Origin of the sequence: Komagataeibacter sp. FNDCR2 (assembly GCF_021295395.1) — a bacterium.
GTDB lineage: Bacteria > Pseudomonadota > Alphaproteobacteria > Acetobacterales > Acetobacteraceae > Komagataeibacter.
Map to the genome: position 1 here is coordinate 2,178,373 of NZ_JAIWOU010000001.1, position 26,790 is coordinate 2,205,162.

The following is a 26,790-nucleotide window of genomic DNA, read 5'->3' on the forward strand; positions in this document are numbered from 1 at the left end:
ACCCTGATGCACGATCCTCGCACCAGGCCACAGCCCGCCACCAGGCGGTTTCTCCTGCTTCAGGGCCTGATGGGACCATTCTTCCGCCGGGTCGGCAAGGGCCTGCGCAAGGCGGGATATGAAGTCTACAAGATCAACTTCAATGGTGGCGACCAGCTTTTCTGGCGTCTGCCGAACGGGATCGATTACACGGGGGATGGCGAACATTGGCCCGCCTTCCTGGCTGATGTGATCGAGCGGCACGATATTACCGATGTCATGCTGTTTGGTGATTGTCGGCCCATGCACCGCGCGGCCATCGCCCTGTGCGGCCACCGGCACATTCCCGTACATGTATTTGAGGAAGGTTACATCCGCCCCGACTGGGTGACACTGGAAATCGGGGGTGTTAACGGCCATTCGACACTCCCCCGGGACCCTGAATGGTACCGGGAGGAAGCCGCCCGCCTGCCGCCCGTGCCCGAGCACCGGCCGGTTCCCTCATCCTTCCGGCGCAGGGCGCTGGAAGCGGTCGCCTATAACGCGGCGGATATCCTGAGCCGCTGGTACTTCTGCAAATGGAAGGACTATCGCCCCTGGCATCCATGGGCGGAAGGTATTGGCTGGCTGAAACGCCTGCGTAACCGCAAGACGGCGGAAAGCCGGACGCAGGCCGTCATGGAAACCATTGCCGACAGCGCGCGGCCGTACATGATATTCCCGCTGCAACTGGATGCGGATGCGCAGGTACGCCTGCATTCCAATTTCGCGGGCATGGAACCCGCCATCCGGCATGTGATCCGGTCCTTTGCCGGTCATGCGCCTGCCGGGACCGTCCTGTTGATCAAGGAACATCCGCTGGATAACGGGCTGCGGGACTGGCGCGGGCTGGTCGGGGACATCGCACGCGAATATGGGGTGGACCAGCGTGTCTACTACATTGAAACGGGCGATATTGCCCTGCTGGTGCAGAAAGCGCGGGGCGTGGTCACCATCAACAGCACCACGGGCACGCTGGCGCTGGCATCGGGCATACCGGTCCTGGCGTTGGGCGAGGCGGTCTATAACATTCCCCAGATTACCGATCAGGTCGATCTGGACACCTTCTGGGTGAACCCGACACCGCCCGACAGGGCGACATACGATGCCTTCCGCCGTGTCCTGATCGACCGTTGCCTGATCGCGGGGGGGTTCTTTTCCGAAGAGGGGCAGAACCAGCTTGTGGCGGGGGTTCTCAGGCGGCTGAGTAAAATCACGGTCCCGGAACGGATCATTCCGGTGGCGAAGGCGCCGGACAGGGGCCAGGCGCTGCCAACCGTGCGTGTGCCGACAAAACCGGCCTCCTATATCGTGCAGTCAAGCGTTGTTACGCACGATAAGGTCTGACATATCGTGCCCTTGTGTTCTCCGCCCATGTTCATGGATATCTCGCGCCTGCTTTCACGGGCAGGCAATCCGGTTCCCACGGGTATCGACCGGGTGGAAATGGAATATGTCCAGTACCTGCTGGATCATGCGGCGGAGCGCACGACATTTGTCGCGATGCATCCGTTCGGTCATATCGGTGTGCTGGAGCATGACGAGGTCATCACCTTCATCGAACAGACCGCGGCCCTGTGGGATGGAAGGGAGACATGCCCCCATAAGGCGACATGGAACGCCAGACGCCTGGTATTCACCCGCACCCTCATGTCGCGTCGCACGCTCCCGTCGGGTGGCGTCTATCTGCTGCTGTCGCATCACCATCTGAACCGTCCTGACGCCATAGCCCGGTTCATACGTCGCCATGGGGCGGTATTCGTGCCCATGATCCATGATCTGATCCCGTTGGAATTTCCCGAATATGCGCGGCCGGCCGAACCGGCGCGGCATCTGCGCCGCATTGCCACGGTCACCGCGCTGGCGGATGGCGTGATCGTACCCTCAAAAGTCGTGGCGGACTCCCTTGCGCCGTTCATTGCCCGTTCGGGACGCAACATAACGGTTACGGTCATACCCCATGGCCTGCACCTGCATGCGCTACAGCCAGCCGCCAATACCGCGCCCGCGCGACGGGAGCGCCCCTATTTCGTGTCCCTGGGCACCATAGAGCCCCGTAAGAACCATCTCCTGTTGCTCAATATCTGGCGTGATCTCGTGCATGAAATGGGTGACGCCGCGCCGCAGCTCATACTTGTGGGGCGACGGGGCTGGGAAAATGAAAATGTTCTCGACATGCTCGACCGCTGCCCTGCGTTGCGTGGGCATGTCATTGAACATAATGACCTGTCGGATCTTCAGGTCGTAACCCTGTTGCAGCATGCGCAGGGGCTGCTTTTTCCTTCGTTCGCGGAAGGGTTCGGTCTGCCCTTGGCTGAATCCCTCAGCCTTGGCGTGCCGTGTATCTGCAGTGACCTGCCCGTTTTCCGGGAAATCGCGGGTCAGGCCGTAACCTATCTGGAACCTGTGGATGGTCCGGGGTGGCGGTCCGCCATATTGGCGCATATGCCACAGGCACGGCCGCGCAGGCTCGATCAGGCCGAAATCGCGGCGCTGGGCTTTGCGGACTGGCCTGGCCAGGTGGCGAAGGGCATTGCGTTTGCCGGTACCATCGCGGCCCGGCACGGGCGGCCATAGCGGGCGGAATCTGTGTCTGTCCCGCGCGTCATTTTGGAAAAACAATAAAAACGGCCAGTTAATGATCTACCCGTCCTGAACCGGGCCGGGACCGTTATCTGGCCATGTACGCCGCGGTGATGCCCGGGCTTACGATGGTGCTCAGAAGATTGAAGAATTTATTGAAGTTATTTATTTTTGCGTTGGCAATGTAGATCAGGTCACTGTTCCGCATTGGGAAATCCTGCGCCAGGAAAAAATTCGCAGGGTTCATCATGTCCAACTGATAGACGACAGGTACGGTGGCCTGTCCCGCATCCACCGGAACATTCAGTTTCTGGGCAATGTTCCGGTCTTCAAACCGGAACAGATAAACGGCATTCGGGTCGGCACGGCTGTCCGATGGCCCCCCCACACGGGCCAGACCTTCCGCAAGGCTCAGGTCGGGTGTGGAAAAGGGGACTTCCGATATTTTGTCGCTTGCCCCGAATACGGTAAAATTACGTGGCATGTACAAAAGCTGCACCCTGTCGCCTGACTGAAGCAGGATATTCTGTTCGGGCGTATCTTCCACAATTTTCAGGGGTGCCTGTACGATCCTGTCATTGCGGGTCAACTGTACCAGGGTGTCCTCGGCCGGGTGGGTCGCCCCACCGGACAGCGCGACGATATCCAGAACCCTTTCCTTGTTGGGGGTCAGCGGCACACGGCCCGAACGTGTGACTTCCCCATAGATGATGACGGAATTGGTCTGGTCGCTCGTGGTGCGGACAACGACCTGCGGCGCACGGGAAATTTTCGTCATTCCCGCACGGATGCGGTCTGCGATCTGGGTGGTTGTCAGGCCGGAAACATGGAACTGGCCAATATAGGGCAGCACGATATTTCCGGCGGCATTGACCTCCACCGGCGGCAGGGCCGTGGCCATGGCGCCCGATGTCGGTGCCCCCCCGATCCCGGTTGATGTGGTCAGATCCTGCGAAGAACTGGTGCTGTGCGACTCATTGCCGCCGTTGAAAAGACCGTTCCCCACTTCATAGATGGAGATCTGCAGGTCATCTCCAGGGCCGATCTGGTCATTCTGGCTGGGAGTGGAAGGGGTTGATTCGAGGGACGCCAGCGTGGGTGGCTGCTCCTGGTGCAGTAAAGTAACCAGCTCGGGCGTTATCGGAATAATGCGGAAACCCACCGTATTCTTTTTGGGGTTCTTCTGCTGGTCGGTAATCTGGGACTGCACCGGACCGCTGCTGGGAAGCGTGTTGCACCCTGCCTGCAGTACAAGAAGGGGCAATCCCAGAATCATGGCCCACCGGCCTGCGCAGGCCGACGGCCTGCCGGCCGAATCTTTTTCCTGCCCGGATGTGACAACAGTTTTCCCGCAACTGGAAAGAACACGGCAAAGCATCGACAGGGCAGGGATCTGGGCTGACATTCTGGTAAAATGGTTTCTTCTGACTGTTGCGGGGGCATCAAGTTGAAAGCAGGATATCCAGACGGATAACCCCCTTCAGGTTTACTATGCGGGCCCCAGATGATCAACTGGAACCGAACCAAGGGCAACAGATAAACCAAAGATATAATTGGCCTACATAAGGACGCGTTACATCCCGGTGCCGGATTTACTTTTGAACAGGATTAAAAAGTTGTGTTCATGCTTTTTAGGAGGGAACTATTGGTAAAGAACCTGCGATGCGGCAATGGCCTCTTCCACCGTGTCATAAAACGTCAGGTGACCATCACGTAAAATGGCGCCTGTATCACAGTAGTCACGCAGCGTATTAGGGTCATGCGAAACCATGACAAGACTGCCGTGCTGGCGACGCTCAAGCAGGGCGTCACGGCACTGCGTCCGGAAGGACTGATCGCCTACGGCCGTGACCTCATCCACCAGATAACAGTCGAATTTGATGGCAAGCGAAACCGCAAAGGCCAGACGTGACAACATACCTGAGGAATATGTCTTTATCGGGACATGGAAATAATGGCCCAGACGTGCAAAGTCGTTGACATAATAAAGCATTTCATCAATAGGCCGACCGTAGATGCGCGCGATGAACCGCGTGTTGTCCGATCCGGTCAGGCTGCCCTGAAACGCGCCACCAAACCCCAATGGCCATGAGACGGACATTTCCCGGGTGATCGTGCCGCTGGTCGGATATTCAATGCCTGCGATCATACGGGTCAGGGTTGATTTCCCCGCGCCGTTCACGCCCACCACGCCAATCGCCTGGCCCCGCTCGATTGTAAAGGACTGATGATCCAGCACGCATTTGTTGATACCACGGGCATGATAGACTTTGGTGACATTATCAAATCTGATCATGCGGGTATTCTACGATTTTCGCGCCAGCTTGACGACAGGAATTTACGCGGTCGGTCATGTTAAAACCGACAGGTGCGGATCCACGCGAAGTGCAGCCGCATTATGGATTCCCGGCCATTATTTCATCAGCATGTTCCGACAGGGCATATCGGTCTGGGGGGATAAAGTTTTTCTGTTTTCAGTGCCCTGTCGATATATTCCTGTTTTCTAATGGTGTGTTTCAGGTAATAATCCCGATATTCGTCTGGCACTTTCGGGTGCAATGCACAGACGAACGCGGATATATCGAATATAAATAATATTATTGAAATGATGGTATATTTTTTCATCTAGATAAGTAAAATATTCCTGTGGAACCACAATTCGATTACGACGATATGCAGGATGAACAGAATCGTCAAGATTTTAGATTGTGTCTTCATGGGTTTGGAAAGCACGAGAAAAGCCAGGAATTCCATCATGAGCGGATTAGAAAACGCATAGCGTTCAATGGACTGCAAACCCGTGGACGCTGCGATGAACATGATGGGCAGGAGGATAAGGGCGCTGAGATCCCATTTCATCCGGATCATTCGGTATGAAAAATAGCATGCCCCAATAAAAAAGATGAAAAATTCAATCCTGTGGTTATGTCTCTGTTTTATATCATGAATAATACCAAGGGGGAGGAACCTGAAATGCCTGTTCCATGTTGCCTCCACATGAGAAAATGCAAAACCGTCGCCTGTTACATGTAAAAGATAGAATACAAAGATGGAAAGACCCGCCCCGGCAGCGGAAAGAAGCAGGGCACTTTCCTGAAGGGGGGAGACAAGTTTTTTCCATGTGGAAGAAATGTTTTTCATATCCATCTGTCGGCCGGTCCACCACCCGGCGATCAGTGAAGCGGCAACAAAGCCGGTAGGGCGGGAAAGACTGAGCAGGAAACACAAAAAGGCTGCCCATGGAACGGCGTTACGCTGGAGGGCGATAAGGATGGAGATTAGGAGAATGCCAAAAACACCCTCTGAATACTGGGCGGTGTACCAGACATTGAATGGATATATGACACAGAAAAGGGCAAAGCCGGTTCTATCGACACCAATGCCGCGCCCGGTCATTTCCCTGTGGCACAGATAGATAAGCACGGGCCACAACACAAGGTTGAGATCCAGTTCCGCCCATAGGGTACTGATATGGAATACGGCCTGTATGATATGGGACAATGCGGGATAAAGCGGGAAAAAAGGCCAGTTGGCCTTGGCCATTTCCCGCGGATCATGAAGAACGGGAAGGGGGGAATACCCGTGTTTGGCAATATCCAGATACCAGATACAATCCCATTGGCATGTACTATTTGCCACGGATGTGTGGGGAGGCGTAAGGATATAATACAGCAGGAAGTTCAGGGAGCATAGAAAACATATAAATATGAAAAATATCAGGTTATTATTGTTAACTAATGTTCTGAATTTTTCAAAACCATACTTCATAATTTATTCTCATATAAATAATTTTTAGAGTATCTATTTATATTTTTGTGTCAATGTGAGTATTCTGCTGTGGAAACCCTCTTTCTCCTCGATATGAAACCGGGGGCGCTGCTTGGTTTCCAGATAGATTTTGCCGATATATTCTCCAATAATCCCAAGGCTCAGCATCTGGATTCCGCCAATAAAGAAAATGGCGACGATAACGGATGCCCATCCCTGTATCGGGTTTCCGGCTATTTTATTTATCAAAACCACGACAATCGCCAGCACGGACATAAAACTGATACAGAAACCACCCAGCGTGATCAGCCTGAGTGGCGTGACGGTCATGGACGTGATGCCCTCCAGCGCCAGCGCGATCATTTTATGAAGGGGGTATTTGGAAACTCCCGCCGTACGCTCCCTGCGGTCGTAATGAACTTCCGTTGAGGGAAAACCGATAAGCGGGATCAGGCCGCGAATATAAATGTTCCGTTCCCGGTATTCCAGCAGCGCATCCCGGGCACGGCTGCTTAACAGGCGGAAATCGGCATGATTGAAGACCTGCCGGACCCCCATCGCGGTCATGAGCCGATAGAACATTTCCGCCGTTATGCGCTTGAAAGCCGTATCCGCCTGCCGACACGACCGGACACCGTAAACAACATCATGCCCGCCCAGATAGGCGCGCACCATTTTTTCTATGGCGGCAGTGTCATCCTGCAGGTCGGCATCGATACTGACGATAATATCCGCCCCATCCGCATGGGCCAGACCGCTTAACAGGGCAGCCTGGTGCCCCTTGTTGCAGGACAGTTTGAGACCGCGGACATAAGCATGCCGCGTAACGGCAGTATTGATCTGTGCCCATGTATCGTCGCGGCTGCCGTCATCCACGAATAACAGGTAGCTTTCCGGGCTTATCAGGCCGCCCTCAACCATGGTGCGCAGGCAGTTTCCCAGTTCCGTCAGGCAGACAGGAAATATCTCTGATTCGTTGTAACAGGGTACAACAATGGCAAGACACGGGGCGGGACAGGGCTGCACGTTCATACGGTATATCTATACGGCCAGATTATTGGATACTGATCGAAAAGGGTTTTATAATATAATGATAATATACTGAAACGTCAAAAAAGAGGCAGACCAGTTCCGAAGCCGGTTCTATATGTTTTACATGAACATGATTGTCATTCTCTGCATAAAACTACCGACATACATGAATATCTTCCGCAAATATTTTCACCCGGAAGTTTTTTAAAAAAAGATTTACCAAAAAATTTCTTATGATCCGCAAAATGCGTCCTGGTCAGGTTGTTCCAGACACCCTTCTGTCATGCCTGCATAAAGGGATGTCTGGCCGCAAACACGGCCCTGCTGGCGGCGGACGGGGCGGAACAAGCCATGGGGGGCGTAGCGTGCCCCCCGTCATGATGCCCCGCCCGATGCCGCTCAGATCGAGAAATACTTGGCCCGCGGGTTGAAAATAACAAGCGCCGAAGTGGACTGTTCGGGGTGAAGCTGGAACCCGTCGGTCAGGGAAACGCCGATTTTCTCCGCATCCAGCAGCTTCAGGATCGGTTCCTGTTCCTCCAGCCGGGGGCAGGCGGGATAGCCGAACGAATAGCGCGACCCGCGATAGCCCTGCTGGAGCAGCCTGGCCATGTCGCGGTCATCCTCGGCGGCAAAGCCCATTTCGGCACGGATGCGCTTATGGGTATATTCCGCCATGGCCTCCGCCATCTCGACCGAAAGGCCATGCAGGTAGAGGTAGTCCTTGTAACGGTCCGCCTCGAACCACTCACGCGCCTTGTCGGATGCATCCTGCCCGACGGTCACCACCTGCAGCCCGATCACATCACGCTCGGCGTCGTCAATATCGCGCACGAAGTCGGCTATGCAGGCCCCATCCTCACGCGGCTGGCGGGGCAGGGTGAAGCGCGCGGCCTCCGTCGTGCCGTCTTCGCCAAACAGCACGAGGTCATTGCCCTCGCCCGCGGCCTTCCAGTAGCCGTAGCTGGCGCGGGGATGCAGGATATCATATTCCGTGCACAGCGCCAGCATGCGGCGCAGGACCGGACGCAGTTCCTGGCGTGCCCAGACCATGAAGTCCTCAAGCGAGCGGCCCTGCTTACGGAAGCCCCACTGGAACTGGTACAGCGAGCGTTCGTTCAGGAACGGCAGCACCGCTTCCGGTGTCGCTTCCAGCATCCGTGGCCCCCAGAAGGGCGGGTTCAGCACGGGTTCATCAGCCGTCATGCGCTCCCGGCGCGCACGGGCCTGGGCCACATCCACGGGGCCGAAGCCACGATTGGCCGCGTCCTCGATATCCTGCGCCCGGTTGTCGCGCCGGGTCTTGCCCGCGCGGCGCGACTGGATGGCGGTCAGATAGGCGTCGAATTCGCCCTGCACCACCTTGTCCATAAGCGACAGGCCATCGAACGCATCCCGCGCATAGGCCACGCGCCCGCTTTCGCCATAGGCCGCCGTGCAGTCTTCTTCCACATAATTGCGTGTCAGCGCGGCCCCCCCCAGCATGACGGGCGCCTCGATGCCCTGACGGTGCATTTCCTCCAGGTTTTCGCGCATGATGACGGTGGACTTGACCAGCAGCCCGGACATGCCGATCGCGTCGGCCTTGTGCTCACGCGCCGCCGCGATCATGTCCGCCACCGGCACCTTGATGCCAAGGTTGATGACCCGGTAGCCGTTATTGGTCAGGATGATATCGACAAGGTTCTTGCCGATGTCATGCACGTCCCCCTTCACGGTGGCCAGCACCATGGTGCCACGCGCCTGCCCCTCGGTCCGTTCCATGTGCGGCTCAAGCCAGGCGACGGCGGTCTTCATCGTCTCGGCGGACTGGAGCACGAAGGGCAACTGCATCTTGCCCGCGCCAAACAGTTCGCCCACCACCTTCATGCCATCCAGCAGCACGGTGTTGATGATGTCGAGCGGCGGCATCTCCTTCATCGCTTCCGCCAGGTCCGCCTCCAGCCCCTTGCGGTCGCCATCGACAATGCGGTCCTTCAGGCGTTCGGGCGCGGTCTCGGCACGTGATTTCTTGACCGCGTCGGCCGCCTTGCGGTCCGCGAAGATTTCCAGCATGCGCTGGAGCGGGTCATAGCCCTCGCTCCGGCGGTCGAAGATCAGGTCTTCGGCCACCTTCACTTCCTCGGCCGCGATCAGGTGCAGCGGGCGGATTTTCGAGACATGCACGATCGCCGCCGTCATGCCCGCGCGCACCGCGTGGTCCAGGAAGACCGAGTTCAGCACCGCGCGCGCCGCCGGGTTCAGCCCGAACGAGATGTTGGACAGCCCCAGCACGATCTGGATGTCCGGGAAGCGTTCGCGGATCAGGCGTATGCCTTCCAGCGTCCATTCCCCCAGCTTGCGGTCATCTTCCGTGCCGGTGCCGATGGTGAACGTCAGCGGGTCGATCATCAGGTCGGACTGGGGCAGGCCGTGCTTTTCACACGCGAACTCGACCAGCCTTGTCGCGATGCGCAGCTTGTCTTCCGCAGTCTTGGCCATGCCCGTTTCATCAATGGTCAGCGCAATGACGGCGGCCCCGAATTTGCGCGCCAGCAGCATGCGCTCATTGGCTATGGCCTCCCCATCCTCGAAATTGATGGAGTTGATGATGGGCTTGCCCCCGTGGCGCTTCAGCGCGGCCTCGATAACCGGGGTTTCGGTGGAATCAATGACCAGCGGCGCATTGACCGAGGAGGTGAAGCGGGTCACGACCTCGTTCATCTCCTTCATTTCGTCACGGCCGACGAAGGCCGTGCAGATATCCAGCGCGTTCGAGCCTTCGGCCGCCTGTTCGCGCCCCAGCGCGACGCAGCCGTCCCAGTCGCCCGCTTCCTGCAACTGCCGCCATTTTTTCGAGCCGTTGGCGTTGCAGCGTTCCCCGATGGAGAAATAGCTGTTTTCCTGCCGCAGCGGCATCTGTGAATACAGGCTGGCCACCCCCGGAACCCATACCGGCCTGCGGGGTACCGGGGCGGGGCGGATGCGGCCCGTGCCTTCGGCGCGCTTGCGCAGCATCTGGTCCAGCGCCTGCGTATGCGGGGTGGACGTGCCACAGCAGCCGCCAATCAGGTTCAGCCCGTCCTCGGTAATGAAGCGCTCGACCCAGCTTGCCATTTCTCCCGGCGTCAGCGGGTAGTGGGTCTTGCCGTTGATCAGCTCGGGCAGGCCCGCATTGGGCTGCACCGAGATCAGGCCGGGCCAGTTCTCGCTCAGCCAGCGCACGTGCTCGGCCATTTCCTGCGGGCCGGTGGCGCAGTTCAGGCCCATGAGCGGCACGTCCAGCGCGTTGATGACCGTGGCCGCCGCCGCGATGTCGGGACCGACGAGCAGCGTGCCGGTCGTCTCGACCGTGACCTGCACGAAAATGGGGGTATCCGTGCCCATCTCGGCGCGGGCGATCTTGGCGCCGTTGACGGCGGCCTTGATCTGGAGCGTGTCCTGGCAGGTCTCGATCAGCAGGCAGTCCACGCCGCCTTCAATCAGGCCACGGCACTGTTCGGTCAGGCCCGCCTCGAGCGTGTCATAGTCGATATTGCCCAGCGAGGGCAGCTTGGTGCCCGGCCCGATGGAGCCGACCACGTAGCGGTGCCGCCCGTCGGAAAAACTTTCCGCCGCTTCGCGCGCCAGATGGGCGGCGGTGCGGTTGATCTCACGCGCGCGGTCGGCCAGCCCGAACTCACCCAGCGTGATGGGCGTGCCGCCAAAGCTGTTGGTTTCCACCATGTCCGCCCCGGCCTCGAAATAGCCACGGTGGATCTCGCGCACCAGTTCGGGGCGGGAGAGGTTCAGGATCTCGGTGCAGTTTTCCTGCCCCCAGTAATCGCGTTCAACCTCCAGATCCAGAAGCTGCACGCGTGAGCCCATGCCGCCATCACACAGCAGAACCTGATCACGAAGGGCATCAAGAAGATGGGGACGAGTGGTCATTGTTATCCTGAAATCTCATGGCGGGGCCAAGATACCGTGCAGGGCCGCGTTTTCGGCCCGTATATCCGGCTGTTCTTGCCCAGGGTATGTCTGGTACTCTTTATTCCCCCAACTTCCAGCCGGTGTCCAGTATCATTGCCCGGGGGGAAGGAGCGTCGCGGCCCCGACCCGCTGAACGGAGAATGTCATGACCGCCGACGGGCGCATCCCCCTGGAATTCCTGACCACCACGACCGGGCTGGCCCCGCGCCCCGACACCCTGCTGGTGACAGGCGCCGACATGCCTCCCCCCCCCGGGTGGGCCGGGTTGGTCGTGGTGCCCGCCCGGGCCGCCACCGCGTTCGGGCACGGAACGGGCTGCCAGTGCTGCACGGGGCGGGGTGGAACGGTTGCGGCGACACTGGGCGACATTTTCCGCCAGCGCGCCACCGGCGGGCTGGAATGGTTCACGCGCGTGGCCGTGCTGCCGCCCGTGGGGCAGGCGCGGGCCTGGCGCGCGGCGCTGGAGGGGGATGTGCTGGTCAGCGCGCGCTTCGCCCTGCCCGCCGCCTGATCGGAACCGAAAAACACGCCCGTTAAGGAACCCTTCAGCTTTCTGCCCCTAGGCTTGGCGGCCATAAGGAACGAAAAGCCGCAAGGCAGAGGGGTGCCGTGGGCCATACAGACCACTCAGCGGACCCGGCCGCCAGCGGGCACGGGGCCGCACGGCGCGCGCCGGAACTGATCCGCCTGCAGGCGGTGCTGCGCGCGGCGCGTTTTCATGGCATCGACCTTGACGTGCATGATTTTGCCGGCGCGCCGGATGAAAGCGTGCCCTCCATTCCGGCACTCATACGCTGGGTGGAGGAAAATGGCGGCACCGCCCGTGGCATGCACCTGCAATGGCGCGCGCTGGTGCGCATGCGCGACATGCCGCCGGTCGTGCTGATGTTCGCCGATGGGTCGGCGGGGCTCATGGTCGGCGCGGATGAGGCGACGGGCGTGGTCTGGCTGGCCGATCCGTTCGCCAGTCCCGACGCGCCGCCGGTCGCGGTCAATGAACTGCGCCTGCGCGATGTCTGGACGGGGGCCGTGCTGCTGGTGCGCGCGGGGCATCAGGGCGCGGCACCCGAACCGCCGGTCGATTTCGCATGGCTGCGCGGACTGGTGCTGGGGGAGCGGCGGCTGCTGCGCGATGTGATCATCGCGTCCATGGTCATAAGTGTCCTGGCCGTTTTCCCGCCGCTTATCGTCATGCAGGTGATTGACCGGGTGGTGAATTTCCACTCCATGGCCACGCTCATTTCCCTGACCGGGCTGGTCGGGGTCATGGCGTTTTATGAAATCCTGCTGACCCATGCCCGGCGCGAGATCACGCTGGTGCTGACCACACGGCTCGATACGCGCATCTCGCTGGCGGTGTTCGACCGGCTTCTCGCCCTGCCGCTGGAGTTTTTCGAACGTGAGCAGGCGGGCAACGTGATCGGCCGGGTCGGGGCCATCTACCGGGTGCGGCAGTTCCTGACCGGGCGGCTGCTCAATACCTTTCTGGACCTGTTCACGCTGCTGGTGGTGCTGCCGTTCCTGTTCTGGCTCAGCCTGCCGCTGGCGTGGATGACGCTGGCGGCGGCGGGGCTGATCGGGGTGGTGATCGTCGTGGCGATGCCCGCCATGGCGCGGCTCGTGGCCCGGCAGGTACGCGCCGAGATGGACCGCAGCGCCGCCCTGCACGAAACGGTCGCCGGTATCCGCACGGTCAAGACGCTGGCGCTGGAGCCGGTGCGCCGGGAGGTGTGGGATGAAAAGACCGCCAGCGTCGTCACCGCCTCGCTGGATGCGGGGCGCATGGGCAACTGGGTGGCCACCGCCGTCATGCCGCTGGACCTGTTCATCAATCGCGGCATCATTCTGGTCGGGGCCTACCTGGCCATTACCGCCACGACTTCGGGCCTGGAGGCGGGCGCGCTCATGGCGTTCGCGATGCTGGGCGGGCGTGTCGCCGCCCCGCTGGTCAGCATGGCGCGGCTGATCGACGATTTGAACGAGGTCCGCAGCGCCCTGGCCGAGGCAGGCTCCGTGCTCAACCGCCCGACCGAGACCCGCGCCCTTACGACCGGCCTGCGCCCGCCCATTCGGGGTGCGCTGTCCTTTTCGGATGTCGGCTTCACCTATCCCGGCGCACCAGGCCCCGCCCTGTCGGATGTCACGTTTCGCGTGCCCGCTGGCGCGATGCTGGGGCTGGTCGGGCGCAGTGGCTCGGGCAAGTCCACCATCACCCGGCTGCTGCAGGGCGTGAGCCGTGGCTATACCGGGCACCTCCGGCTTGATGGCGTGGATCTGCGTGAAATCAACCTGACCTACCTGCGCCGTTCGTGCGGGGTTGTGTTGCAGGACAATTTCCTGTTTCGCGGCACCATCCGTGACAACATCATCGCCGGCCGGCCCGGCCTGACGCTGGAAGACGTGGTGCGCGCCGCCCGCCTCGCGGGGGCCGAGGAATTCATCGAGCGCATGCCCGCAGGCTACGATACATGGATCGAGGAAGGTTCGACCAACATATCGGGCGGGCAGCGCCAGCGCCTTGCGATCGCGCGCGCGGTGATTTCCGACCCGAGGCTCCTGATCCTTGATGAAGCCACCTCCGCCCTCGATCCGGAAAGCGAGGCCGTGGTCAACGCCAATCTGCGCCATCTTGCCCATGGGCGGACCATGGTGATCGTGTCGCACCGTCTCGCCTCGCTGGTGGATTGCAGCCAGATCTGCGTACTGGACCGGGGGCGTGTCGTCGATATCGGCACGCATGGCGAGCTTCTGGCGCGGTGCGGTCTCTACCGCACCCTGTGGATGCAGCAGAACCGTTTCACGGACAGGGGGGACGCGGCATGAGCGCGCAGGATCATGACCTGTCCCCGGTTCCAAATCCGCAGGGCGCGGCCACGGGGGAGATGTCCGTCGTGCCGCCAGCGGGGGGGCAGGCCCCGGCTGAGCTGCCGCCCGCGCTGCTGGCCTTCTATTCGCCCAGCGCGGCGCTGATCGAACTGCCGCCATCGGACGCGGCGCGCTACGTGATCTGGATTGTCGGCGCGCTGGTCGCGGCGGCGCTGGCGGTGATGACGTTCCTCCCGCTGGACAGGGTGGTCAGCGTCAACGGCAGGCTGAGCCCGTTTGACGACACGATGGTCCTCCAGCCGCTGGAAACCGCGATCATCCGCTCCATCGACGTGCATGAGGGCGACCGGGTGCGCAAGGGGCAGGTGCTGGCCCGCCTCGACCCGACCATGACTGACGCGGATGTCACCAACCTGCGCCGGCAGGTCATGGCCTACCGCGCGGAAGTCGCCCGCCGCATGGCGGAGGCGACCGGCCAGCCCTACGTGGCGGATATGAAAGACCCCGCTTCCGTGCAGGAGGCGGCGGCCTATCTGCGCCGGCAGGCGGAATACAACGCCCAGATGGCCAGCTATGACCGCCAGATCGCGGGGCTGGAAAGTGAGTTGCAGGGCCATGAGGCGAGTGCCGCGATGTATGCCGCCCGTGTCCGTGTCGCGCGGGATGTGCAGGATATGCGCGTGCGCCTTCAGCATGAGCAGGTGGGCAGCCGCCTGTCCACGCTGGCGGCGCAGGATACCCTGATGGAGGTGGTGCGCGCGCAGGTCTCCGCCCGGCATGAGGCCGACAGCACCCGCGCCCGGCTCGATGCCATGAAGGCCCAGCGCGATGGGTACGCCAGCAACTGGCACGCCACGGTGTACCAGGATCTCGCGCTGGCCCAGCACCGGCTGGCCGATGCCGATGGCGGCTACAGCAAGGCCATGCTGCATCATGACCTGATCGTCATGCGCGCCGGGCGCGACGCGGTGGTACTCAGCATCGCGCACCTGTCCACCGGGTCCGTCATACAGGCGGCCTCACCCCTCATGACGCTGGTGCCGCTGGGCGGTCATCTGGATGTGGAGGCCAGCCTGCGGGGCGTGGATGCGGGTTATGTGCGCGTGGGCGACCGGGCCTTGCTGAAATTCGCGGCCTTTCCCTACACCCAGTACGGTGGGGCCGAGGCCAGCGTGCGTGTCATCAGCGCCGATTCGTTCGATACCCGCTCTGCCCCGGGGGCGGAAGCGGCCCAGCAGGGCGGTGATGGCGCGCTCGACCCGCAGGCGGCCTATTACCGCGTGCGCCTGTCCATTGACCGTTACACCCTGCATGGGGTGCCGCCTTTCTTCCAGCCGCAGCCGGGCATGCCGGTGGAAGCCGACATCCATGTCGGGCGGCGGACCATGATGCAGTACCTGCTCAACCGCCTGCTGCCCGCCGTGACCGACGGCATGCGCGAACCCTGAGCGGGCGGCGTCCGGTGCGCGGGCTTCTGTCCGGTCTGGTGGGGGGGCTGTCCCCCATTGCCCGTTTCCGCCGCGCGTGCCGCCTGCTGGAACACGAAACGCGCGCGGCGCAGGGTTTCGCCCTGCTGGGCGTGCTGGCGCGCGACGGCATGGTGGCGGCGCAGTATCAGGTGGCGCGCGCCTATCTGGAAGGGACCGGCGTGCCCCGCAGCCCCCTTGAGGGCGTGCGCTGGATGCACGCGGCCGCCAGCGCGGGCCATGCGGAGGCCGGTTTTTCCCTTGCCCTCATGCTGCTGCTCGACCCGCCGCACCGGCGCGGGGCCGATGGCCTGCTGCCCGTGGCGCTGCCCGCCGGGCTGGAGCAGTGGCCCGACCCGCTCGCGGCCATGGGCTGGGCACGTCGCGCCGCGCAGGCCGGCCTGCCGGAGGCACAGGCCCTGTATGGCTATCTGCTGGCCACGGGTCCGGACTGCGCGCGCGACCCGCAGGCGGCAGGGGCATGGTGCGCGCGGGCGGCGCGGGCGGGATGCCCGCAGGGTGATCTGGGTCTGGCGGTAGTACATCTTGCAGCCGGTGGCGACGTGCCGGGCGCCGATCCCGATGCGGTGGCCGCCCTGGTCCGTGCGGCGGAACATGGCCTGCCCACGGCGCAGTACATGCTTGGCCTGCTGCATGAACGGGGCTGGGGCGTGTTGCCCGATGGCGCGCGGGCGGCGCAGTGGTACGCGCGCGCCGCCGAACGGGGCGTGCGCCCCGCGCAGGCGCGTTATGGCGCGCTGCTGCTACAGGGAAAAACGGGGGCCGCGCGCGATGTCATGGCCGCCGAGACATGGCTGCGCCGCGCGGCGCTGGCGGGGGACCGGGAGGCCGCGACCCTGCTGGGGGATCTGCATGTTCATGGCGAAGCCGCCATTCCCGGCGACCATGAGGCCGTGAAATGGTATCGCATGGCGGCGGAGCAGGACCACGCCATGGCCTGCCACATGCTGGCGCTGCTGTATGTGGCCGGGCGCGGTGTCGCCGCCGATGCCGCGCAGGCCCGCATCTGGCTGGAACGTGCCGCCGCATTGGGGAATGTCGCGGCCATGACGGATCTGGCCGCAACATTCCCGGCCGCAACATTTCCGGCACAGGGGCCGGGAAATGGGGTCGTCGGTGCCCCGGTCGTTGATTTCGCGCCAGCGGCGCGGGCGGGTGACCCGGTCGCGGCGTTCAACCTTGCCGTCAGCCTGCATGCGGGCGTGGGGTGCGCGCCCCAGCCGGGGCAGGCGGTGGTGTGGATGGAACGCGCGGCCCGTGCCGGTGTGGTCAATGCCCAGTACTGGCTGGGGCGCATGCTTCTGGGCGGCGGGGGCATGCAGGCCGATCCGGCGCGCGCGCGGTACTGGCTGGAACTGGCGGCGCGCCATGGCCTGCCGGAAGCCTGTCTGGTCGCGGCCCAGCTCAGGCTGGATGGGCGGGGCGGCCCGCGAGACCATGCGGGCGCGCTGGCGCTCTATCACCACGCGGCCCGCGCGGGGCGGGTGGAAGCCATGTTTTCTCTTGGCGCGATGTATGGCGGGGGGCACGACATAGCGCCCGACCGCGCACGGGCGCTGCACTGGTTCCGTCTGGGCGCGGAGCGTGGCCATGCGCTGTCGCGGCTTATGCTCGGGCGGTATCTGGCCCGTGGCCTGGCGGGTACGGTGGATGTCCCGCAGGCTCGCTACTGGTTCGGGCAGGCGGCGGCACAGGGTGTGGACGCGGCGCGGGCGGAACTGGAGCATATGGATGCGGGATAGGCCGCCTCCTGATCCCCCCGCGCCACCCATTGCCATGCCCGGCGCGGACATGGCGGCGGCCATGCGGCATGCGCACGATCTCGCGGCACGGGGGCAGCCCGCGCTGGCCCTGGCGTGGATGGAACGCGCGGCGCGGCTGGCCCCGGCGGATGGCGCGGTGCGGTACGCACTGGCGGCGGCCCGTCTGGGGGCTGGTGATGGCGTGGGGGCGGCCCGCGCGGTGGAAACGGTTCTGGCGTCGCAGCCTTTTCGTGCGGGGGCGCGGCTGCTGGTGCTGGCCTGCTGCATGGCGGGCGCATGGGCGCGCGCGGCCGTGGCGCTTGAGCATTTCCTGCGCGTGTACGGATTTGATCCGGCCCTGCGCCTTCCCGCGGATCTGGTCTGTCGGCACATGGCGCTGCCCGGCTGGTGCGCGCTGGATCCGGATGGCGGATTGCATTGGGGTGGCCTGCCTGATGGAAACCGGCCGGAGGTCAGGCTGGATGGGCGGAAGATCCGGTCTCCTGATCCTGCCCGCAGGACCCTGACCCTGCCGCAGCACTGGCGGCGGGCGCGTGACATTATGGTGGTGCATAATGGCATGCCCCTGCTGGGCAGCCAGCCGGACCCGGCGGCGTTATGTTGCCTGATGGGGGCCGTCTGGCCCGATGTGCAGGGAATCACGGGCTGGATTTTCATGCCCGCGCAACCGGATCGCCGCCCCGAACTCCATGTGGAAGATGCATATGGCAGGCGACCGCTGGCCCTGTCCGCTACGGTGCGCGAGGGCGTCCATGGCCCCGGCCTGCCCGTATGGGGGTTTGGCGTGAACTGGGCTGATCTCGCACCCCATGGCGCCGTGCGCGTCGTCATGGCGGATGGGCGGGATCTGACCGGATCCCCCCTGCCGGTGCGCCTGCCGCGCGCGCGCCGGGTGTTTCCCGTCGCGCCTGCGCGCGGGGCCGCGCCCGCGCGCGCGCCGCGACGGGCGGCCTGCTGCTGGGTGGTCATTCCGGTCTATGCCGACCGGGCGCGCACGCTCGCCTGTCTGGACAGCGTGCGCCAGAGCCTGCCGTCACCTGTGGGCGGCGTGACGGTACAGGTCATGGTGGTGGATGACGCCACGCCCGATCCCCTGCTGGCCCGCGCGCTGGATGACCGCGCCGCCCAGGGGAGCATCATGCTGCGGCGGCACGCGGCCAATGGCGGCTATCCGGCGGCGGTCAATACGGCGCTGGCTGATGCGCGGGGCATGGATGTCGTCCTGCTCAACAGCGATACGCTGGTCGCGCCGGGCTGGCTGGAGGAGTTGCGGCGCGTGGCCTATGCGCGCGCCGATACGGGCACGGTCTCACCCCTTTCCAATGACGCCTCGATCCTGACATGGCCGGATCCGGCCCGGCCGCGACCGCTGGCCGGGGGGGTGGAGGCGGTGCGCCACCTCATGGCCGCGGCCCTGCGCGCCAATGGCGGGCGGGATGTGGACATTCCCACCGCCCATGGCTTCTGCATGCTGATCCGCCATGACTGCCTGCGCCAGACCGGCGCGTTCCGCCCGGAACTGTTTGGCCGGGGGTATGGGGAGGAAAATGATTTTTCCATGCGCGCCCGGCTGGCGGGCTGGCGGCACCGGGCGGCGCCGGGCGTGTTCGTGGGGCATGTGGGGAGCGTTTCCTTCGGGTGGAGGCGCGCGGCATTGCAGCAGCGCAACCTGTGGGTGCTGAACCGGCTCTTTCCCGGTTATGACGCGCTGGTGCGGGCGCATGTCGGGGCCGACCCGCTGGCGGCGGCGCGCCAGCGGCTGTCCCTGCTGGTCTGGCGGGGGGCGGGAGTGCGCGCGGGACTGCACGGCGCGGTGCTGCTGGTCACCCATGCCGAGGCGGGCGGGGTCGGTCGGGTCGTCGCCCGGCGCGCGGAAATGTGGCGGGCACGGGGGCTGCTGCCGGTCGTGCTGGCACCCGCGCCCGGCGGGTTCGTGCTGAGCGATGGCACGCGGGAAGGAGACTGCCCGCCGCTCTCCCTCCGGTGGCCTGAATATGGCCCCGTGCTTGTCGCGCTGCTGCGCGCGCTGGGGCTGGCGCGCATCGAGGTTCACCACCATCTGGGCCATGGCGGCCGGGTGCGCGAACTGTGCGACCGGCTGGGCCGCGAATTCGGGGTGCCGTATGACCGCCATGTGCATGACTATGCGGGCATCTGCCCGCGTATCACGCTGGTCGGCCCGGCGGGCCGGTATTGTGGCGAGCCGGATATGGCGGGGTGCCGGGCCTGTATCCATACGCTGGGCGCGCTGGGGGATGAGGCGGATGTCGGCCGCCTGCGCCGCGATACGGCCCGCGACCTTGCCCGCGCGCGGCGCGTGGTCGTGCCCAGTGCCGATGTGGCGCGCAGGCTGGGGCGGTACTTCCCCGCTATTTCCTATGACATACAGCCACTGGAAGATGACCGCCCCGATCAGGGCCTGACCTGTTTCGCTGCCGCCGGGGATGAGTTGCCCGCCTCCGGCCTGCCGCCGCCCACGGGGCGGTGCCGGGTGGTCGTGGCCGGGGCGATCGGCCCGGAAAAGGGGCATGGCGTCCTGCTGGCCGCCGCGCGTGACGCCACGGCGCGCGACCTGCCGCTGGAGTTCATGGTGGTCGGGCATACATGTGATGACGCGCCCCTGCTGGAAACCGGGCGTGTCTTCATCACCGGCCCGTACGAGGCGGATGACGCGGTGACCCTTCTGCGCGGCTGTGCGGGGCAGGTCGGTTTCGTGCCCTCGGTCTGTCCCGAGACATGGTGTTTCACCCTCACCCTGCTGTGGCGGGCGGGGCTGCGCAGTGTGGCTTTCGACCTGGGCGCGCCCGCCGCGCGCATCCGCGCGACGGGACGCGGCTGGTGTGTCCCGCCCGGACTGCCCGTTCACCAATTGAATACGTTTTTGCTGTCTTATGCCCGGGCCCGTTCATGACCACAGGAAAGAGGCCCGTCTTGCTTCCCATTTCTCAGGCCGGTCAGCATTTTCCCTTTTCCTTCTGTCCGGGAAGGGAAGGATAATGGGAATTCAGCCCACCCCCCTCCCCGCCGGGCAGGCAGGCACGATACAGGCCAGCGCCCGGCTTATCCGGCTGGAGGCCGGTACGTACTGCATCTTTCACGCCCCGGCCCCGGTGGTCGCCGCCGTGGGGGGCGTATCGGGCATGCGGATCAGCGTGCCGCCGGGCATGGCGCATGTGCGGATCAGCACATTTGATGCGGAAGGCTGGATCGGCGCGCGGGACGGGGCCGCGCTGGTACGGGTGCCCGACGATGGGGGGGCGGTACTGGTCACCACCTATCGTGACGGGACGGAAGGCCGTGACCTGCCGGGGGTGCAGGTGGTGCGCCTGTCCGGTCCCGCCCCGCGCGTGGACAACCCGGTACCCGCGCCGCCGGGCGCCGAACCCGTGGTTGTGGAAGAGGAAGGCGGCATGACCGCCCATATCCAGCGCCGGGGCGACGTAAAGGCCGCACTGGGGGAATGGATGGGGGAGCGTGGCAGCGGCCAGTGGGTGGAGGGATTCGCCATTGTGCCCCCGGACGGCATCGCCGCGTGCGATCTGGAATATCAGGCCATACTGGGTCAGGACTGGTTCTCCCCCTGGGTGGAGGGCGGGGCGTATTGCGGCAGCCGGGGCATGGCCCTGCCGGTGCTGGGGCTGCGCGTCCGGCTGAAAGGGGAGGCCGCCCGGACATTGCAGTGCCATGTCGAGGCCGGTTTTACCGATGGGACCCGCCTTGGGCCGGTGGAAGACGCCCCGGTCATGACCCCGGCCCTGACCCCGCTCGAGGCCTTCCGCATTCACATCCGGCCCCGCGCCATCGACCAGACCCCGCCCCCTGCGGCCCCGGCGGAAGACGTAGTGCTGGCGGCCACCCCACCTGCCACGCGCGCGCGGCGGCCCCGGCGGGCCATCCCCGCCCGTACGGCATCGCCACAGGGCAAAACCGCGCGGAACGTGGCCGATGGCCCCCGGCCATGGTGGCGGCGCAAACCCGCGCAATCGTAACGGGACGGAGGAGGGATGGATGAAATACCTGTTCGTACACCAGAATTTTCCGGGCCAGTTCGTGCATCTCCTGCGCGACCTGCATGCGCGGGGCGGAAACGAGGTTGTTTTCATAAGTGAAACAGGGCGCATGCAGATGCCCGGCGTGCGGCGGGTCTGCTACAGCCTGCCACCGGCGGCGCGCGTTGACGCCCCGGCCCCCGTGGGGGAACTGGCCCGTGGCATGCAGCGCGCGGCGGAGGTGGCGCGCGCGGCGCGCACGCTGCGCGGGCTGGGATATGTGCCCGACATCATCATCGGCCACCATGGCTGGGGGGAGATGCTGGAACTGGCCGATGTGTACCCCGATGTGCCGATGCTGGGATATTACGAATTCTTCTACCACCCCACCGGCCTCGATGTCGGGTTCGACCCGGAATTCGCGCCGCCAGCCAGTGTGGCGCCCCTGGTGCGCGCGCGTAACAGCCTGAACCTGCTGGCCCTCGCGGGGCCGGGATGGGGGCATACGCCCACCCGCTTCCAGCGCGATACCTATCCCGACTGGGCACGCGGGCGTCTGACCCTGATGCCGGAGGGTGTGGATCTGGAAAAATGCGCGCCCGCGCCCCATGCCCGCATGCAGCCTTTCACCCTGGGCGATATTCATGTCCGGCCGGGTGAAAAACTGGTGACCTATGTCGCGCGCGATCTGGAACCCTATCGTGGGTTCCATGTCTTCATGCGTGCGCTGCCCCGTATCCTGCGCGCGCGACCGGATGCGCGGGTGATCATGGTGGGGGGGGACGGGGTCAGTTATGGCGGTCGCGCACCCGCCGGCGCGACATGGCGGCAGCATATGCTGGCGGAACTGGGGGGTGTGCTGGATCTGTCGCGGGTCCATTTCGCGGGCCGGGTGGATCATGGCGGTTTCCGCCGCCTGCTCCAGCGGTCGGACGCGCATGTGTACCTGACATATCCGTTCGTGGCGTCATGGTCCCTGCGTGAGGCCATGGCCTGTGGCTGCGCCATTGTGGGGAGCCGGACCCCGCCGGTGGAGGAGTTCGTGCAAGATGGCCGCACCGCGCGGCTGGTACCCTTCCTTGAACCCGGGCGCATAGCCGATGGCGTGCTGGAACTGCTGGAAGACAGGCGTCTGGCGCGCCGCCTGCGCGCGCAGGCGCGCGCCCGGGCGGAAGACAGTCTGGACATGCGGACCTATATGGCGCGCTATCACTCGCTGATCGGCCAGCTTGTCGCCTGCGGGGGGCGTCCCGCCCTGTCGGAAGTGGCCTGACCGCCGGGCCATGCGGACCCGGCGGCGGCGTGCAGTTGTTTATTTGGCCGCTACGGCCTTGACGGATTCAAGGATCGCCTCTCCGGCGGCCTTCTTGTCCGCCCAGCCGGAAACCTTGACCCACTTGCCCTTTTCCAGATCCTTGTAGCGGGTGAAGAAATGCTCGATTTCCTGCAGCACGATCTCGGGCAGGTCTTCGAGCTTTTCCACCTTGGAATAATAGGGATGCACCTTGTCGTGCGGGACGCAGATGATCTTTTCGTCCTGCCCGCTCTCGTCTTCCATCTTCAGCATGCCGATGGGGCGCGCGCGCACCACGCAGCCCGGCACCACGGCGGCGGGCATCAGGACCAGCGCATCGGTCGGGTCGCCATCGGCGGCCAGCGTGTTGGGGATGAAACCATAGGCGGCCGGATAGACCATGGGCGTGAACAGGATGCGATCCACCACCACCGCGCCGCTGTCCTTGTCGATTTCGTATTTGACGCCGGAACCCTGCGGAATTTCAATCACGACATTGATGTCGTTGGGCACGTCCTTGCCGGCTGGAATCTTCGATACGTCCATTATGTCAGGCCTCCTGCCGCCTGTCCTGTTCGTTATGTGCCGCGACGTCGGCCGCCCCGGCGTGATCTGACGGGGTGACCGTATAGCCCGCACCGATTTGTGCGCAAGTCATGTTCTGTGGCGGCCGGGCCCGCATGCGCCCGATCATGAACGTGGCGCCGGTGCGCGCCAGTGCGCGGGGCGTGGAAAAAATGTAGGGAAAAGCATGCATGGACCTTGCCAAATCCTTCCACATGCGCGAGATCAGGGGCTGCCTGCGCGCCCGTAGCTCAATTGGTTAGAGCGGGCCGCTCATAACGGCTTGGTTGCGGGTTCAAGTCCTGCCGGGCGCAGGCTTTCTAGCATGCGGCACTGTAGCCCGGCGCGCGCCGCGTCCGTGCGGGCCGCGCGCGTGATCTGCCACTTTATCCCTCAGTTATCAGGAGCCGACCGTCATGGCCGCCACACAATATGTCTATGTGATGAAGGACCTGACCAAGGCGTATCCGGGTGGGCGTGAAGTGTTCAAGGGGATTACCCTGTCCTTCCTGCCCGGCGTCAAGATTGGCGTGCTGGGCGTCAACGGGGCGGGTAAGTCCACGCTGCTCAAGATCATGGCGGGCGTGGAAAAGGAATTCGGTGGCGAGGCATGGGCCGCCGAAGGCGCGCGCGTGGGGTACCTGGAACAGGAACCCAAGCTGGATGAAAGCCTGACGGTTGGCGAGAACGTGGCGCTGGGCTTTGGCGAGCTGAAAAAGGCCGTGGACCGCTTCAACGAGATTTCGATGAAGTTCGCCGAACCCATGAGCGATGACGAAATGAACACCCTGCTGGCCGAACAGGCCGAATTGCAGGAAGTGATCGATGCGGGCGATGGCTGGGAGCTTGACCGCAAGCTGGAAATAGCCCTGGAGGCCCTGCGCTGCCCGCCCGCCGACAGCCCGGTGGACAAGCTCTCGGGCGGTGAGCGCCGCCGTGTGGCCCTGTGCCGCCTGCTGCTGGAAAAGCCCGACCTGCTGCTGCTGGACGAACCGACCAACCACCTTGATGCCGAGAGCGTATCGTGGCTGGAAAAGACCCTGCGTGATTACGAGGGCACGGTGATGGTCATTACCCATGACCGTTACTTCCTCGATAACGTCACCAACTGGATTCTCGAACTCGAACGTGGCCGTGGCTATCCGTTCGAGGGCAATTACTCCTCGTGGCTGACGCAGAAGCGCAAGCGTCTGGCGCAGGAAGAGAAAGAGGAAAGCGCCCGCCAGCGCGCCCTTGCGGCGGAGCAGGAATGGATCGGCTCCTCCCCCAAGGCGCGTCAGGCCAAGAGCAAGTCCCGTATCGCCCGGTATGAGGAAATGCTGGCCCAGAATAACGAAAAGGCCAATGGCGTGGCCGATATCGTCATTCCGCCCGGCCCGCGTCTGGGCAGCACCGTGATCGAGGCGGAAGACCTGCGCAAGGGGTTCGGCAACCGCCTGCTGATCGATGACCTGAGCTTCAAGCTGCCGCCCGGTGGCATCGTGGGCGTGATCGGGCCGAACGGCGCGGGCAAGTCCACCCTGTTCAGGATGATCATGGGGCAGGAAACGCCCGATAGCGGAACCCTGACCATTGGTGAGACGGTCAGGCTGGGTTACGTGGACCAGTCACGTTTCAGCCTGGATGACGACAAGACCGTGTGGGAGGAAATTTCCGGCGGGACCGATGTCATCTATCTTGGCAAGCGCGCCGTGCCGTCGCGCGCCTATGTGGGGGCCTTCAACTTCAAGGGCGCGGACCAGCAGAAGAAGGTGGGCGTGCTGTCGGGCGGTGAGCGCAACCGCGTGCATCTGGCCAAGATGCTGCGCCGGGAAAGCAATGTCATCCTGCTGGATGAACCGACCAACGACCTTGATGTCGATACCCTGCGCGCGCTGGAGGATGCCCTGGCGGAATTCGCGGGCTGCGCGGTCATCATCAGCCATGACCGCTGGTTCCTTGACCGTCTGGCGACCCATATCCTCGCCTTTGAGGGGGACAGCCACGTGGAATGGTTCGAAGGCAACTTCCAGGCCTATGAGGAAGACAAGCGCCGCCGCCTCGGCCCCGATGCGACCGAGCCGAGCCGGATCAAGTACCGCCCCATCGAGCGTTGATTCCATTTGCCACCCGGCCCGTTATCTGCCTCAATAACCGCAGGTCGTAATTCCTGCCGTGACGGAGGCAGCCATGGGTGGCAGATACCGCATACAGACAGGCCGACTACAGCTTGATCCGGTCTCCTGGGGGGATCTGGAAGATATTGTCCGGCTCAAGGCCAGCGCCACCGTAACGGGGCGGCTGGCGGGCGGTGTGTGCAACCGTGTCCTGAGCGAGCGGGACATGACGACCGATCTCATGACATGGGGGCGGGAAGGCGTGGGCATGTTCGCCGTGCGCCAGCAGGGCCGGTTTATCGGTCTGGCGGGCGTGCAGCCATCCACCGTCTCGCCTGACTGTCACGAGCTGCATTTTTCCATTTTCCCGCATGAACACGAAACCGGGCTTTCACGCGAGGCCACCAGTCTGGCGCTGGCCTTCGCGCATGAAGGCGGGGTCAGGCGGGCCATTTCCTATGTAAGGGAAAGCGATATTGTAGGCCGTCAGGTTTTTGGCGGCGCGGGAATGAGCGTGTGCGACACGCCGCCAGAGGCGCATGGACCCGATATCCTGCTTTACCAGAGCCTGCGTCCCGCGGCGAAGCCCATGTCGCTGCATTAAGGACTGTTTCAAAACAGTCCATTAATAGGAATAAAGGTTTCCAGGTGCCGCCTTTTTTCAAAAAGGCAGCGTTCCCTGTAGCTTTCCGGGAAAAAACATCTTTGAAATTTTCAGGCTGTTCTGTCGGCCCGAGGGAAACCGGGACAAGGCCCGCACCATGACCGGGGTGCGGGCGTTGCGGTTCAGTGGTGGTTGGCGATCTGCTTGTCGAGCGCGCGCAGGAGCACATCCACATTGCCGCCATTACGCGCGATGAAGGAGCCGTAGTCCTGCCGCTGGGTCAGGCGCAGGCTGGCGCCTTCGCCCACCACGTCCACCACCTTCGGGCCGCCACTGCTCGTGCTGATGATCCACTGCGTGTCCGCGCCAGGCTGGCCGGGACGGTTGATGACGGTGGACACCGCCGTGTCATCGCCCGACGGCACGCTCGTGCCGACCACGAAGGTCACGCCACGGTAATCCCCGATCTTGTCGGTAATGGCGTTGACCAGCACGTCATGGAACAGCTTGAGGTAGCGGGCCTGCTGCTCGGGGGTGGCGATGCGCCAGTAACGGCCAAGGCAGAAGCGGGCGATGGCGTCCACATCGACATACTGGTTGAGCAGGGGCAGGATGTCCTGCTTCTTCTTTTCCAGCGGCTGGTCGCTGTTGACGATATTGACCAGCTTGTTGCCGAACATGCTGACAAAGGAACGGGCCTGCGTAAGGGCATCAACCGCCCATGCCGGGGCAACGGGCAGGGCGGCAGCGCATGTTGCCAGCAGGGCCAGTGCGTGGCGACGGGGGAAGGGTGTCTGCATCGCTATGTCCCTTTT

General features: G+C 63.7%; 19 protein-coding genes and 1 tRNA gene. 12 read left to right on the top strand and 8 right to left on the bottom strand.

What is annotated here, in order from left to right:
• Positions 1-6: 6 nt before the first annotated feature.
• Complete coding sequence (locus tag LDL28_RS10345) at positions 7-1,365, top strand: capsule biosynthesis protein (RefSeq protein ID WP_233058473.1); 1,359 nt, start codon at positions 7-9, stop codon at positions 1,363-1,365.
• A gap of 27 nt (positions 1,366-1,392) precedes the next feature.
• Entirely contained in the window at positions 1,393-2,595 is a 1,203-nt protein-coding gene (locus LDL28_RS10350) for a glycosyltransferase family 1 protein (RefSeq protein WP_233058474.1), read from the top strand.
• Between the two features lie 94 nt (positions 2,596-2,689).
• On the opposite strand, the gene LDL28_RS10355 is transcribed toward LDL28_RS10350, so the two are convergent.
• The 5 genes from LDL28_RS10355 to metH form a co-directional block, all read right to left on the bottom strand.
• Complete coding sequence (locus tag LDL28_RS10355) at positions 2,690-3,877, bottom strand: polysaccharide biosynthesis/export family protein (RefSeq protein ID WP_233058475.1); 1,188 nt, start codon at positions 3,875-3,877, stop codon at positions 2,690-2,692.
• 366 nt (positions 3,878-4,243) lie between these two features.
• On the bottom strand, positions 4,244-4,897 hold the full coding sequence (locus tag LDL28_RS10360) for an ABC transporter ATP-binding protein (RefSeq protein ID WP_233058476.1): 654 nt from the start codon (positions 4,895-4,897) through the stop codon (positions 4,244-4,246).
• Between the two features lie 329 nt (positions 4,898-5,226).
• Entirely contained in the window at positions 5,227-6,144 is a 918-nt protein-coding gene (locus LDL28_RS10365) for a hypothetical protein (protein WP_233058477.1), read from the bottom strand.
• 258 nt (positions 6,145-6,402) lie between these two features.
• Entirely contained in the window at positions 6,403-7,401 is a 999-nt protein-coding gene (locus LDL28_RS10370; protein WP_233058478.1) for a glycosyltransferase family 2 protein, read from the bottom strand.
• Between the two features lie 399 nt (positions 7,402-7,800).
• Complete coding sequence (gene metH, locus LDL28_RS10375; protein ID WP_233058479.1) at positions 7,801-11,310, bottom strand: methionine synthase; 3,510 nt, start codon at positions 11,308-11,310, stop codon at positions 7,801-7,803.
• Positions 11,311-11,497: 187 nt separating this feature from the next.
• Between metH and LDL28_RS10380 the strand changes: the two genes are divergently transcribed.
• The 7 genes from LDL28_RS10380 (at position 11,498) to LDL28_RS10410 (ending at position 22,690) form a co-directional block, all read left to right on the top strand.
• Positions 11,498-11,863 carry a hypothetical protein gene (locus LDL28_RS10380; protein WP_233058480.1) on the top strand — a complete coding sequence of 122 codons (366 nt, stop codon included), beginning with the start codon at positions 11,498-11,500 and terminating at the stop codon, positions 11,861-11,863.
• Between the two features lie 98 nt (positions 11,864-11,961).
• Positions 11,962-14,175, top strand: coding sequence for a peptidase domain-containing ABC transporter (locus tag LDL28_RS10385; RefSeq protein WP_233058481.1), 2,214 nt, complete (start codon positions 11,962-11,964; stop codon positions 14,173-14,175).
• Positions 14,172-15,626: an HlyD family type I secretion periplasmic adaptor subunit gene (locus LDL28_RS10390; protein WP_233058482.1), complete on the top strand. Its 1,455-nt coding sequence runs from the start codon at positions 14,172-14,174 to the stop codon at positions 15,624-15,626. The genes LDL28_RS10385 and LDL28_RS10390 overlap by 4 nt, the downstream gene beginning before the upstream one ends.
• 14 nt (positions 15,627-15,640) lie before the next feature.
• Positions 15,641-17,407: a tetratricopeptide repeat protein gene (locus LDL28_RS10395; protein WP_233058483.1), complete on the top strand. Its 1,767-nt coding sequence runs from the start codon at positions 15,641-15,643 to the stop codon at positions 17,405-17,407.
• Positions 17,397-20,339, top strand: a complete 2,943-nt coding sequence (locus tag LDL28_RS10400; protein ID WP_233058484.1) for a glycosyltransferase — start codon at positions 17,397-17,399, stop codon at positions 20,337-20,339. The genes LDL28_RS10395 and LDL28_RS10400 overlap by 11 nt, the downstream gene beginning before the upstream one ends.
• 85 nt (positions 20,340-20,424) lie before the next feature.
• On the top strand, positions 20,425-21,417 hold the full coding sequence (locus LDL28_RS10405; protein ID WP_233058485.1) for a hypothetical protein: 993 nt from the start codon (positions 20,425-20,427) through the stop codon (positions 21,415-21,417).
• 19 nt (positions 21,418-21,436) lie between these two features.
• A complete protein-coding gene (locus LDL28_RS10410; protein WP_233059268.1) occupies positions 21,437-22,690 on the top strand; it encodes a glycosyltransferase in 1,254 nt (417 codons plus the stop codon).
• A gap of 39 nt (positions 22,691-22,729) precedes the next feature.
• Here LDL28_RS10410 and ppa read toward each other — a convergent pair whose 3' ends face one another.
• Positions 22,730-23,257 carry an inorganic diphosphatase gene (gene ppa, locus LDL28_RS10415; RefSeq protein WP_233058486.1) on the bottom strand — a complete coding sequence of 176 codons (528 nt, stop codon included), beginning with the start codon at positions 23,255-23,257 and terminating at the stop codon, positions 22,730-22,732.
• A 4-nt stretch (positions 23,258-23,261) separates the two neighbouring features.
• Positions 23,262-23,468 carry a hypothetical protein gene (locus LDL28_RS10420; RefSeq protein ID WP_233058487.1) on the bottom strand — a complete coding sequence of 69 codons (207 nt, stop codon included), beginning with the start codon at positions 23,466-23,468 and terminating at the stop codon, positions 23,262-23,264.
• A gap of 47 nt (positions 23,469-23,515) precedes the next feature.
• Between LDL28_RS10420 and LDL28_RS10425 the strand changes: the two genes are divergently transcribed.
• The 3 genes from LDL28_RS10425 to LDL28_RS10435 all read left to right on the top strand — a co-directional run bounded on the left by LDL28_RS10425 (position 23,516) and on the right by LDL28_RS10435 (position 25,975).
• Positions 23,516-23,589, top strand: a tRNA-Ile gene (locus LDL28_RS10425).
• A 102-nt stretch (positions 23,590-23,691) separates the two neighbouring features.
• On the top strand, positions 23,692-25,371 hold the full coding sequence (gene ettA / locus LDL28_RS10430) for an energy-dependent translational throttle protein EttA (RefSeq protein WP_233058488.1): 1,680 nt from the start codon (positions 23,692-23,694) through the stop codon (positions 25,369-25,371).
• 73 nt (positions 25,372-25,444) lie between these two features.
• Positions 25,445-25,975, top strand: a complete 531-nt coding sequence (locus LDL28_RS10435; protein WP_233058489.1) for a GNAT family N-acetyltransferase — start codon at positions 25,445-25,447, stop codon at positions 25,973-25,975.
• A gap of 182 nt (positions 25,976-26,157) precedes the next feature.
• Here LDL28_RS10435 and LDL28_RS10440 read toward each other — a convergent pair whose 3' ends face one another.
• Positions 26,158-26,775 carry a phospholipid-binding protein MlaC gene (locus LDL28_RS10440; RefSeq protein ID WP_233058490.1) on the bottom strand — a complete coding sequence of 206 codons (618 nt, stop codon included), beginning with the start codon at positions 26,773-26,775 and terminating at the stop codon, positions 26,158-26,160.
• Positions 26,776-26,790: the final 15 nt, after the last annotated feature.